At 47.1% G+C, this 13,009-nt stretch carries 8 protein-coding genes; 4 read left to right on the top strand and 4 right to left on the bottom strand.

Going from position 1 to position 13,009, the window contains the following annotated elements:
• Positions 1 to 31 precede the first annotated feature (31 nt).
• Both QMD03_03645 and glmM read right to left on the bottom strand, forming a co-directional pair.
• Entirely contained in the window at positions 32 to 1,597 is a 1,566-nt protein-coding gene (locus QMD03_03645) for a DASS family sodium-coupled anion symporter (GenBank protein MDI6776325.1), read from the bottom strand.
• 91 nt (positions 1,598 to 1,688) lie between these two features.
• A complete protein-coding gene (glmM, locus tag QMD03_03640) occupies positions 1,689 to 3,038 on the bottom strand; it encodes a phosphoglucosamine mutase (protein ID MDI6776324.1) in 1,350 nt (449 codons plus the stop codon).
• A 356-nt stretch (positions 3,039 to 3,394) separates the two neighbouring features.
• On the opposite strand from glmM, the gene QMD03_03635 reads away from it, so the two are divergent.
• Genes QMD03_03635 through QMD03_03620 form a run of 4 tightly spaced genes read left to right on the top strand, consistent with a single transcriptional unit; the run spans position 3,395 to position 10,702 of the window.
• Complete coding sequence (locus QMD03_03635; protein MDI6776323.1) at positions 3,395 to 6,787, top strand: helicase-related protein; 3,393 nt, start codon at positions 3,395 to 3,397, stop codon at positions 6,785 to 6,787.
• A 53-nt stretch (positions 6,788 to 6,840) separates the two neighbouring features.
• Complete coding sequence (locus tag QMD03_03630) at positions 6,841 to 7,122, top strand: type II toxin-antitoxin system RelE/ParE family toxin (protein ID MDI6776322.1); 282 nt, start codon at positions 6,841 to 6,843, stop codon at positions 7,120 to 7,122.
• Positions 7,123 to 7,125: 3 nt separating this feature from the next.
• Positions 7,126 to 7,455, top strand: a complete 330-nt coding sequence (locus QMD03_03625; protein MDI6776321.1) for a helix-turn-helix domain-containing protein — start codon at positions 7,126 to 7,128, stop codon at positions 7,453 to 7,455.
• Between the two features lie 13 nt (positions 7,456 to 7,468).
• On the top strand, positions 7,469 to 10,702 hold the full coding sequence (locus QMD03_03620; GenBank protein MDI6776320.1) for an Eco57I restriction-modification methylase domain-containing protein: 3,234 nt from the start codon (positions 7,469 to 7,471) through the stop codon (positions 10,700 to 10,702).
• A gap of 316 nt (positions 10,703 to 11,018) precedes the next feature.
• Here the strand turns inward: QMD03_03620 and QMD03_03615 are convergent, their stop codons facing one another.
• Positions 11,019 to 11,234 carry a hypothetical protein gene (locus tag QMD03_03615; GenBank protein MDI6776319.1) on the bottom strand — a complete coding sequence of 72 codons (216 nt, stop codon included), beginning with the start codon at positions 11,232 to 11,234 and terminating at the stop codon, positions 11,019 to 11,021.
• A gap of 29 nt (positions 11,235 to 11,263) precedes the next feature.
• Positions 11,264 to 12,445: a hypothetical protein gene (locus QMD03_03610; protein MDI6776318.1), complete on the bottom strand. Its 1,182-nt coding sequence runs from the start codon at positions 12,443 to 12,445 to the stop codon at positions 11,264 to 11,266.
• Between the last annotated feature and the right edge of the window lie 564 nt (positions 12,446 to 13,009).

The following is a 13,009-nucleotide window of genomic DNA, read 5'->3' as shown; positions in this document are numbered from 1 at the left end:
CCCTGTGAGCGGAGGGCTTCACCAATCACTCCTAAGCAAGACCGACAAGTGGCAGGAGTATCCTGAGACCAACCCATAAAACTATACCACCTGCAATGTCGAAAAAGATGCCTGCCCGTATCATTTTCGTAATGGGGACCATGCCGGAACCATAGACAATGGCATTAGGCGGTGTGGATACAGGCATCATGAAGCCCCAGCTTGCCCCTAAAGTTGCCCCAATGGCAGGCGGTATAGGGTTGACTCCCGCAGCCATGGAAAGGGCTATCATGACTGGCACCACCATGTTGGCTGAAGCCGTGTTCGATGATGTTTCACTCACCAGGATGGCAATGAAAATGGAAGCGAACGTGATACCCCAGACGGATTTTGCACCACTGAGCTTAAGTAATCCCGTACCGATGACCTCTGCCAGTTTCGTGTCAAACATAAGGCTACCGAGTGTGATGCCTCCGCCGAACAACAGTAGCGTACCCCAGTCTATTTTGGTTGCCTGTTTCCATGATATGGTAAATTTCCTCTCTTTCCAGTTTACCGGAAGGAGGAAAAGGAGCCCCGCACCTATAAGGGCGGCTACGCCTTCCGGCATCATTTTGCTGTATGCTTTATATATCGGGTGGCCTGTCGAATATATAACTGCGAGGATGCCAGGTATAACCCATAATGCAACCGTTATCAAAAATGCAATTAACGCGTTTCTCTCTCCTGGTTTCCACTTTCCCAATTCCGCTCTTTCTCGTTGTAAATATTCAGCGCTGCCCTCTATATTTGCTAACTCAGGTTTATGCAGGCAGTACATCAGGAAATAGAGGACTATAAATAAAAATACGAGTAAGGGGATGCAGAAGAGCATCCATTGGAAAAAGGGTATCTTTACCTTGCAGTAGTTTTCGATCATGGCAATACCGATCAGGTTCGGCGGTGACCCGACAGGTGTGCCGATACCTCCTGTGGATGAGGCAAATGCAGCCATTAACATCATACCGGTGCCATAGCGCAGACGCGTAAGGTCAACTACTTTTCCGGTTTGTTGTTCAACGATGTCTCCCATGGCGTAAATAATACCGAGACCGATGGGGAACATCATCGCTGTCGTCGCAGTGTTGCTGATCCACATGGACAGAAATGCACAGATAAGTCCGTATGCGAAGAGGATACGCCCTGTGCTGTTACCTACCCATTTTAGAGACATGATTCCGAACCCAAAGCGTTTATCCAGTCCATGTATGGACATGGCCTCTGCCAGGATAAAACTCCCCAGAAACAGGTAGATGATGGGGTCTGCAAATGGAGCGAATGCCACTTTTGCACTTGCTACATCAAAAACCACGCAGAGCACAGCTCCAAGCAAGGCAGTTATCGGAATGGGAACAGGTTCTGTGATCCACCATACAACGATCCACGCAAGAATGGTTGCCAGTACATGTGCCTTTGGAGTTAATGCAGGCATTGGAATAAGGTATATGATTAAGCCTATTAATGGACCAAGAAACAACCCTATTGTATTACGCCATAGCTCAAAACGTTCTTCTGCAGGCGAGAGTGTCTCTTTTACCTCCGCAAAGCTTTTATAACTTCTGCGTTCACGCTCTACCATAATTATTACACCTCTACTTCCGCCAGCCAGAAGGAAGTTCTTATTAAATAAATATTAAATAAAAATGATTGCCCCTGTCGAGTCTATCGTTTTAGTTCAGCCTCTCTTTGACCACCCCTACAATTTGCCGGCAGTATCTCTCGGTTTCCTCATGATTCGGTCCCTCCACCATCACACGGCACATGTTCTGGGTCCCCGAGTACCGTACCAGGACCCTTCCTTTATCCCCCAATTTTTTTTCGACCTCTTTAATCACCTGGGCGATTGCCGGTACCGAGGATATTTCAGGTCTTATTTTCACCTCCACATTGATTAGAACCTGGGGAAATACCTTCATGATCTTTGCGAGTTCGGATAAGGGTTTTTCTCCCTTTTTTATCGCCGCCGCCAATTGTAAGGCCGTGATAATCCCGTCTCCCGTCGTGTGATGCTGCAAAAAGATCAGATGACCTGAATCCTCACCGCCAATGACTGCCCCCTTAGTTAGCATTGCTTCGAGGACGTACCTGTCTCCTACCCCGGTTATCACCGATTCTATACCCAATTCCTGCAAGGCAATGCTGAGTCCGATGTTGCTCATTACGGTTCTCACCACCAGATTATTGGTCAGTTTGCCTTCCTTTTTCAGTACGCTGGCACAGATAGCGAGAATCTGATCCCCTGTCAACACCGTCCCTCTTTCATCAACAGCAACAAGGCGGTCACCGTCTCCATCGAAGGCGAACCCAATATCAGCTTTTCTCTTTAAGACCTCTTCCGCCAGCACAAAAGGGTGCTGGGATCCACAATTGACGTTGATATTTTTGCCATCAGGCTGATCGAAGAGCGTGGTCACTTCGGCTCCTAATTCAGAGAAGGTCGCCGGCGCCACTTTGTAGGCAGCGCCATGGGCGCAGTCAAGGACAACTCTGGTACCCTCCAGCGTGAGTTCCCCGGGGAAGGCATGTTTCAAAAAGATAATGTACCGGCCCCCTGCATCGTCCATGCGGTAAGCCTTCCCCAGTTCCCGGGGTGAGGGATGGAGCGTGTGCATATTGTTTGCAAAAATCATCTCTTCTATGGCGAGTTCCTTCTCATCGGGAAGCTTGAATCCCTCACCGGAAAAGATCTTAATGCCATTGTCCTGAAGAGGATTGTGGGAGGCGGAAATGACAATGCCGGCATCAGCCTTGTTGCTGCTGGTTAAAAAGGCGATGCCCGGTGTGGGGAGGACTCCGACCATGATGGCATTCACTCCCATGGAACAGATCCCGGCAACAAGGGCATTTTCAAACATGTAACCGGAGATGCGGGTATCCTTCCCGACAATGATCCTGGGGGTATGACCCTTCCGTTTGAAGAGGTGTGCGGTAGCCCGACCAATATTCAAGGCCATCTCCGCCGTCATCGGATATTCATTGGCAATACCCCTTATACCATCGGTACCAAACAACTTTCCCATTAATTTTCTCCTATAACTGGAATTTCTTCGCCAAATTTCCCTTTAATTTTTGAAACGGTTCCCGCCCGACAGGTAAGAAATCTTACCAAAAAAACCATCTTTTACAAGGACTTTATTAACCCTTGCTCTTCTTTTTGCCCTACCACAAAATGATCCCCCCATGTCCCTTGTGATCCCTTCCTGTCCGTAAAAGCTCTTACATCCAAGATATGCCCAATAAGATCAGCCTTTTTAGTGTCCTGGATATTTTGCATTGATAAAAGACGTACTATCTGATAAGTTTTCTGTGTTATTTTCTTATAATTGACCTCGCAACCTAATTTCAGGCAGGATCATAATCTTACAAGGATGATTACATGCCACGCATCTTTGACAATATTGATCAACAACTGCTGACTGCTTTACAAGAAACCCTGAACCTTGCCGATCGCGCCGATTTCTGTGTCGGCTATTTCAATCTACGTGGTTGGAAACAGTTAGATTCCTATATCGAGCAGTGGTCAGGGGGAGAAGGACAGTGCTGCCGCCTGCTTGTGGGGATGCAGCGATTGCCGGAGGAAGAACTCCGGACAGCCATGAGCCTCCTCAAACGTGACGCAACCGATATAGATAATCAAACCGCTCAACTCCTGAAGAAAAAATTAGCTGATGAATTTCGAAACCAGTTAACAATCGGTATCCCGACGAATGATGATGAAGTCGGATTACGCCGTCTCGCTACTCAGATAAAAGCAAAGAAGGTCATCGTCAAACTCTTCCTCCGCCACCCTCTTCATGCAAAACTCTACCTTCTTTTCCGCCCCGATCCCATCAACCCAACGATAGGCTATTTAGGCAGCAGCAATTTGACGTTCGCAGGTCTGTCACAGCAGGGTGAACTTAACGTGGATGTTCTTGATCACGACGCCTGTCAGAAGTTGTCAAAATGGTTTGAAGACAGGTGGAATGACCGCTGGTGCCTGGACATATCGGATGAACTGGTTAGAATTATAGAGGAAAGCTGGGCACGGGAAGAATTGCTCCCTCCTTATCACATCTATGTAAAAATGGCCTATCACCTCTCACAGGAGGCCCGTTCAGGGCTGTCTGAATTTCGCATCCCCCGGGATTTTGGCAACAAGCTCTTCGAGTTTCAAACGGCGGCGGTCAAGATTGCGGCACACCACCTCAACAAACGGGGCGGCGTGCTTATCGGTGACGTAGTCGGACTGGGCAAGACCTTGATGGCTACAGCTCTGGCCCGCATCTTCGAGGACGATCACGGCCTGGAAACCCTCATCATCTGCCCGAAAAATCTTGTCGCCATGTGGGAAGACTATCGTGACCAGTACAGATTGAGAGCAAGAGTGCTTTCCATTTCGCGCGCGATTAATGAACTCCCCGATTTACGTCGTTACCGCCTTGTCCTTATTGATGAGAGTCATAACCTCCGCAACCGTGAAGGGAAACGTTACCGGGCAATTCATGAATACATCCAGGAAAATGAGAGCAAATGTATTCTTCTGTCCGCCACACCGTACAACAAGACCTATCTCGATCTTGCCAACCAGTTGCGTCTCTTTGTTGAGGAAGACAGGGACATAGGTATCCGCCCGGAAAGATTGCTGCGCGAACTCGGTGAGATTGAATTTACCAGACATTTTCAATGCCCCCACCGCTCTCTCGCCGCCTTTGAAAAGAGTGAATATCCTGACGATTGGCGAGAGCTTATGCGACTGTATCTGGTCAGGCGGACGCGAAGTTTTATCCAGGAGAATTACGCCGATACGGATGTTTCCACGGGACGGCAATATCTAACTTTTGAAGACGGTACACGGTCGTATTTCCCTGAACGTCGGCCAAAAACAATCAAGTTTGAAATAAACGACGCGGACCCCAACGATCAATACGCACGGCTTTATTCACCGGATGTAGTAGAGACCATCAATGGCCTTAGTCTGCCCCGTTATGGTTTAGGCAATTATTTAACTGCATCACCCCACAGTCCTCCGACGCAAGCCGAAGCCAGGGTCATACAAGATCTCTCTCGTGCCGGTAAAAGGCTCATGGGCTTTTGTAGAACTAACCTTTTCAAGCGTCTTGAAAGCGGCGGGCAGGCTTTTCTTCAATCCATCGAAAGGCATATTTTGCGTAATTACATCTACCTCCTCGCCATTGAACAGGGACATCCCCTTCCCATCGGCACACAGGACGCAGGGTTGCTGGATGCCCGTATATTTGACGAGGATGCGGACGCAACAGACGTTATCACTGATATGTTCGACGATGAAAATACAGATGATGAGAAGAAACCCTCTGTGACAGATGCCCTGCGGACAGAAGAGGACTTTAAGCTACGCGCATCTGAGGTTTACACGGAGTATTCGGAACAATTCAAAACGCGTTTCAGGTGGCTGCGGCCTGATCTGTTTGTAAAATCGCTCGGCAAAGACCTGCACAACGATGCCCAGTCACTATTGAAAGTCCTGCAGAAATGCGGGGAATGGAATGCTTACAAGGATGCAAAGCTGGCCACGCTCGAAAAGCTGCTGACAGAAAAGCATCCGTCAGAAAAGGTCATCGTCTTTACGCAGTTTGCCGATACCGTCCGCTACCTGGAATCGCGACTCCGTGCACGTGGCATTCAAAAACTCGCAGGCGTTACGGGCGATTCACCGAACCCCACAGCACTTGCTTGGCAGTTCAGTCCTGAAAGCAATAACAAGCGCGAGCGGATCAGTGCTGAAGATGAACTGCGTGTGCTGATCGCGACCGATGTCCTCAGCGAAGGGCAAAATTTGCAGGATTGCGCCGTCGTGGTCAATTACGATCTCCCGTGGGCAATCATTCGCCTGGTCCAGCGAGCCGGCCGCGTCGACCGCATCGGACAGAAGTCAGAAAATATTCTGTGCTATTCCTTTCTCCCTGCCGACGGTGTCGAACGTATCATAGGCCTGCGGGCACGGGTGCGCAGACGGTTGCAGGAAAATGCCGAGGTCGTGGGAACTGATGAAGCATTTTTTGAAGACGACCGGAACGATCAGGTCATCGTCGATCTTTACAATGAAAAGGCGGGGATTCTTGACGGAGATATTGATTCTGAAGTAGACCTGGCATCCTATGCTTACCAGATCTGGAAAAATGCCGTCACCCGCGATCCCCGACTGCAAAAGATTATCCCTGAACTCCCGAATGTTTGCTATTCCACGAAGGCACACCGACAGACAGACAAGGAACCCGATGGCATTCTTGTCTATTTACGCACCGCCGAAGGCAATGACGCCCTGGTGTGGGTGGATAAAGAAGGTAAAAGTGTCACCGAATCCCAGCTTGCCATACTGAAAGCTGCGGAATGTAAGCCTGAGACCCCGGCGCTGAATCGGCATCAAAGACACCACGAACTTGTCAAAAAGGGCGTTGAGTTGATTATTGAAGAAGAAAAATCTGTCGGTGGTGAACTTGGGCGGCCTTCGGGGGCGCGCTATCGCGCCTACGAACGCCTGAAACGCTATGCAGAAGAAATCAGAGGAACCCTTTTTGAGTCTCAGGAACTTCTCAAAGCCATAGACGATATTTACCGCTACCCGTTACGCTCATCAGCGACGGATACCCTGAACCGCCAATTCCGGAGCGGCATTTCTGATGAAATCCTGGCCCAACTGGTCGTCGCCCTCCGTGACGAAGGCCGCCTCTGCCTCGTCCATGAAGAAGAACAGGCACAGGAGCCAAGAATCATCTGTTCGATGGGATTACTCGGCAAGAGCGAATGAATAATTTTACAATGTTGACTTTAATGATTAAATATGTTATCAAATAAGTAGTCATGGATATTCTGTTCACCCCGCTATTCAGGAGATTTGTCAAAAAACAGGCCTTACCGTTCCAGGTTGTGATACGGGACGAAGTGGATAGAATATGCGATAATCCGGAGATTGGCGAAAGCAAAAAGAGCGATCTGACAGGTTTTCGGGTGCACAAATTCAAGTTCAAAAAACAAGAATATCTCATGGCATATGAAAAAAAAGAAAGAAGTCTCATCTTTTACATGGTAGGCACACACGAAAATTTCTATAGGGATCTAAAAAATTATCTGAGTGAGGTTTAAAACATGAACACGGCAGAAAAAATATACAATGAAATCGTAGCCATACCTGTGAGTGAAAGGGAAAAGCTGTTTGCGATCATCGCCCGCAAGGGTTTTGAAAAAGATTATTACAAATACGAAGAGGTATTTGACGATGTTCCACAAACCTTCACGGTAAAGGAAGCGGCACAGTACCTCGAAGTTGCTGAAATCACAGTGCGGCGATGGACGAAAGAAGGAAAGCTTCCATTTAGTGTTGTAGGTAAAAATTATGTTTATAGTGTCGAAGACTTAAGAAGACGAAAGCATAACAATAAACCTAAAACGGGGGGAACCCTGCCGCAAGAACGATGAGGATTTTGAATCATTGACCACGTTAAATTTCACAAGAACCCGCGAACTTCTGCAACAATTCGATTTTCAAACACTCTTCATTGAGGAACTTGGGTGGGATCATCACCAGTCCCGATTAGATATTTCCATCGACGGTCAGAACTTTACCCTGACCGCAATAGCCCAGAAAAGGGGCATGGTTGCTTTTAACTGCTCACCCAGCAGTGGTCTTCCCGATTACCCGACCCGCAGGAAAATCGAGCAACAGACCTCCAGGGCAGTCCACGAGCACCTCATCATCTACACGGACACAAACAAGACAACGCAGATCTGGCAGTGGGTCAAGCGGGAGGCAGGCAAGCCGACAGCGTGCCGTGAACACACCTATCGCCGCCATCAGCCCGGTGACGCCCTGATCCAGAAACTGCAAAGCATTGTTTTCAGCCTTGAAGAAGAGAACATCCTCACTCTCCCCGATGTGACCGGCCGCGCCCGCGCTGCCTTTGACGTTGACCGTATTACCAAGCGTTTCTATGACCGCTTCAAGGCCGAGCACGCCGCATTCCTAAAATTCCTCAAAGGCATTCCCGATGAAGAGATGCAGCGCTGGTATGCCTCCGTTATGCTCAATCGCCTGATGTTCATCTACTTTATCCAGAAAAAGAATTTTATGGACGGCAATGCCGATTACCTGCGCAACAAACTCAAGGCACACCAGAAAAACGGCAAAGACCTCTTCTACAGCGAATTCCTCTGCCCTCTCTTTTTTGAAGGTTTCGCGAAAAATGAAGCCGAGCGGTCCGAGACCGTAAACAGGCTCTTAGGCAAGGTACCCTATCTCAACGGCGGCCTGTTTCTGAAACACCAGATCGAGGAACTCCACGGGGAAAAGATTCAGATTGCCGATACTGCCTTTGAAAACCTCTTTACGTTCTTCGAACAGTATCAGTGGCACCTGGATGAGCGTCCCCTTCGGGCAGATAACGAAATCAATCCCGATGTATTGGGCTACATCTTTGAAAAGTATATCAACCAGAAGCAGATGGGCGCCTACTACACCAAGGAGGACATCACCGGGTACATTGGCAAGAACACGATCATCCCCTTTCTCTTTGACAGGGCGCGGCAAAAATGCAGGATTGCCTTTGAAGGTGATCATTCCCTCTGGCGGTTACTCCAGGCCGATCCCGACCGCTACATCTATGACGCGGTAAAAAAGGGCGTTGAGCTACCGTTGCCGGAAGATATTGCGGTGGGACTGAACGACGTTTCCAAGCGGACGGAATGGAACAAACCTGCCCCTGTTGAATATGCACTCCCCACGGAAATCTGGCGGGAGGTGGTCGCACGGCGCAAGCGCTATGAAGAAGTAAGAGGCAAACTCTCAGGCGGTAAAATCCGCGACATCAATGATCTTATTACCTATAACCTCAATATCCGCCAGTTCGCCCAGGATGTCATCGAAAACAGCGAAGGGCCGGAACTCCTGCGCGCCTTCTGGCACGCCATCGAGAGCGTGACCATCCTCGATCCGACCTGTGGATCAGGGGCCTTTCTTTTTGCCGCCCTAAATATCCTCGAACCCCTCTATGAGGCTTGCCTAAACAGGATGGAGGTTTTTATAGACGACCTGGAACGCTCCGGTGAAAAACACCGCCCGGAAAAATTCAGCGACTTTCGCACAATCCTGAAGCGCGTTGAACAGCACCCCAATCCCCGTTACTTCATCATGAAGTCCATCATCCTGAACAATCTCTATGGTGTGGACATCATGGACGAGGCCGTAGAAATCTGCAAGCTTCGCCTCTTCCTCAAGCTCGTTGCCCAGATAGAGCGGATGGAGGACATCGAACCCCTTCCTGATATTGACTTCAACATACAGGCGGGAAATACCCTGGTGGGTTTTGCGACTTACGCCGATGTTGAGAAGGCTGTTACCAGCAAGCTGGATTTTGAAAACAGTATGGAGCGCATTGCCGTCAAAGTGGCGGATATTCAACAGTACTTTGACGCCTTCCGACAACGCCAGCTTGAAGGTGACGGTTCAGTCCCGACCGCCCATAAAGAGGCGCTCTGCGTTCGCCTGAAAAACTTAGAACACGAACTCAATCGTTACTTGGCTAACGAATATGGAATCAATCAAAGGGGAAAAGGCGCCTATGACAAATGGTTGTCCGTCCACAAGCCCTTCCACTGGTTCGTCGAGTTCCACGGTATCCTTAACGGAGGCGGTTTCGATGTGATTATCGGCAATCCGCCGTATCTCGAAATGCGAGAAGCCGATTATCTCCCGAAGAACTTAACATGTATTGAAAACGGTACTATTCATGCGTTGTGTATTGAACGCAGCCTACAACTGTTACAACAGCATGGATGCATGAGCATGATCGTTCCCTTAGCCTTGGTGTCCACACAACGGATGCAAATGGTGCAAGTCCTTCTGGAGGAAGGCCGGAATGCCTGGTATGCCAATTATTCCTGGCGACCGGGCAAGCTTTTCGACACGGTCAACCGTGCCCTGACTATCTTTGCAGCTACCCCTGCAAAACAGGGGCAGACATTTTCCACAAACTATCAGAAATGGTCATCAGACAACCGGGACCTACTCATGGCAGGTTTATATTACATGCCTGTCCCCCGCCAGCGCCCTGCCTTTTGGGTGCCGAAACTGGGGCAAACAATAGAGCAATCACTTCTCGAAAAGGTCTTCCAGGTAAAAACCCTTCTGAATCACTTCATGAGAGATACAGAACATCGGGTGTATTACCGCACAGATGGTGGTTTATATTGGAAGGTGTTCACCGATTTTCCGCCGGCATTTAGCGTTAACGGAGTAGAAGGACATTCGACGCGGGAAACCTGGTTTGCCCTTGCCCAGAAGGACATGGTAAAGGCGGCCATCGCTGCCTTGAGCAGTGATATCTTCTGGTGGTGGTACACCATAACGTCAAATTGCCGGCATCTTAATCCCTATGACATTCAAAACTTCCCCATTCCAGATACAGCCCTTGGTGATCCACAACTGGACCAGCTCGGTGGAATCTATCTGGAAGACTTGAAAAATAACAGCACAATGTTAGTCCGCCAACAACGTCAAACCGGACGCACCGAAACTCAGTCATTTAAGATTCAAAAATCCAAACCCATCATTGACGAAATCGACCGCGTCCTCGCCCAGCACTACGGCTTCACCGAGGAAGAACTGGACTTCATCATCAACTACGACATCAAATACCGCATGGGACGTGAGAACCATGACGACCTGTGATTTTTTTGGGCTCATCCGGTTTAAGCGTACTTGTCTAAAATGTCTTTCTTCCTGTTATCCACAAATCGTCAACCTCGGCAAAGATGCAGAATTTCAAACCGTAATTAATGATGGGATTGCCTTAGCGATTATGATATGCATATAGATATTTGATGTTCAGCTCTGTGAAGGGCTGGAGCCAACGGATACATGGTTGAAATAATGTGGCACCGCCAGGAAACCAAGCGGTAAACGGAGAAAACAAACTTCAACTTACTGTATCGGGAGAAATCGGACTACTCGACTCAAAACAAAATTGATTTTATGGAAAATGACCCTAACTTTCTATGCAAGAAGATTCGGAAAGGTAGTCATCTGGTAAAACTGCGCTTATGGGAGATGATAAGGATTTAACTATTGAATCCCCATATATTTCGAAAGGGATATTTGGATCATATTTTTCAGGAGAAACACTGATAGAATCATATTGACGAAATTCCAGGTCAACAATATCCTTATCTTCTGTTTTTCCAGTTAATGACATATTATTCATAACGGTTCTCCTTAGATTAGCTTTTTTCATTAAAGCGAAGGCGGTTGCTGAGGAACAGGTTGTTCAGGAATAGCAAGGAAATAGTTGGGAGAATCAACTGGTAATTCCGTCTCTGAAGGCTTTAGCCATCTAACAAAAATGGATTCTTCTTTTATATCATCGCCCTCTTTTTTTATGGTTCGTAACTGTAACAATGCCCTTCTTTCAGTTTCGGAATCCAAAAAACCTAATATTCTTATAAGGATCGGTATAGTTGATGTTCCTATTGTAACACCCTTTTGGTCTTTTTGTTCAAAATTTAATTGAAGATCTTGTTGGACGGAAAATGCTCCTCGGTAATACTCGTAAAGTGCCCATATTTTGTCAAATAAATCGGCACTCGGCTTCTCGACCTTTAGCTTTAATTCCTGTTCCACATCTCTTCTCGTAATCGGGAAAGAATGAGAAAAATATTCCCCCCCGATTTTATTTACAATAGTGTCAATTTTGTCTTTATCCTTACTGGCGTCTAAATGTGTCTCCAAAACTTTACGGGTCACTAATCGCGATAAACCATAGGCTCGTTCCACCGCCCCAATTGCCAGTGGTTCTATATGTTCGAAGAGCTTACTCACTATATTGGTCATATCCGTAGGCGTATATTTTAGCTCTTCATCCTGGTCTTTCAATTGTTGAGATATAAATTTGATACAGTTTTTTAGGTCCTCCACAGAAACAGGGATTGGTTGGTCATTTTTATCTCTTGGCAAAAGTGCATGTCTTGTAGTAGGGTCTACCGGTCCGAGGGTCGAAATTTCACTCATTAATAACTGGTCAGCTCCCAAAGCAATATGTGTGCCTGCGCTTAAGGCGATGAACGGGATTATGGCTGTAAACTCATCACAAAATTCTCTAATTAAACTTACAATTCTCCACGGAACTTCTGTTGCACCACCAGTGGTGTAGAGAAAGACATCCAAGTGTTTAGTTTTCCCAATTTTTTGTAACACCTCGAAAAGAGGAAGAATCATTTCGGGTAAAAGCTGGACGCCATCCATAAGAACCAGTGAAATAAATTGATTATTGTTTCGTGATGACCTTATCTGCGATATTAAATCCTTATTTGTTTTGACCCTTAAATTCTTAATAATTGGGTCAAGGTTCATTTTCAGCAGACCTTCTTTTTCTTTCGGAAGTAAGGGAGCAGATGATCTCTTCGTTGGGTCTTTCATTTTATTAGGCCTCTTTTTGGGGGACATTCTATTATAGCTCCATGGATTGTAAATGTATTTCATGCTATGCTAATAATGTCAAGGAATATTATGCAGCAGAAAAGCCTCGGGCATTCAATCGATGCCTGTTCAGTATATTTGAAGTGAAGTCCATGCAGTTCCACCCATCGCATGGAGAAGAATGTTTCTGCCGGTAATCATTAGAATCCGAGTGCTATCAATTATGTTGATAAGTAGGTGAAGACAGCGTTTGTTTACTTACTCCTAACCCGCATAAAGCGGAAAAGTGCCTAAAGTTGGAAGTGCCTAAAGTTGGATCAGAAAATAATCTCTGCAAACGCTTTACTGTAAAGACTTACCGGAGGCAATGGAAAATATTCTGCCAAAATTATCGATAATCTTACGACTTAGTGACTAATATTCAAATGTCATTTTGTGAAAGAGTGAGTCAACCTGAAGGTATTTAATAACTTTTCAAGTTAAAAGTATGCATCAACCAGATGAACCATAAAAAGATCGGTAAAGGTGGATGGAATCTTCCACATCTGTCAATTGATTATTAAC

Source organism: Syntrophales bacterium (genome assembly GCA_030018935.1).
In the GTDB taxonomy this organism is placed as follows: domain Bacteria; phylum Desulfobacterota; class Syntrophia; order Syntrophales; family CG2-30-49-12; genus CG2-30-49-12.
Note: the sequence above shows the minus strand (reverse complement) of the source record. Positions and strands in the feature narration are given on the sequence as shown.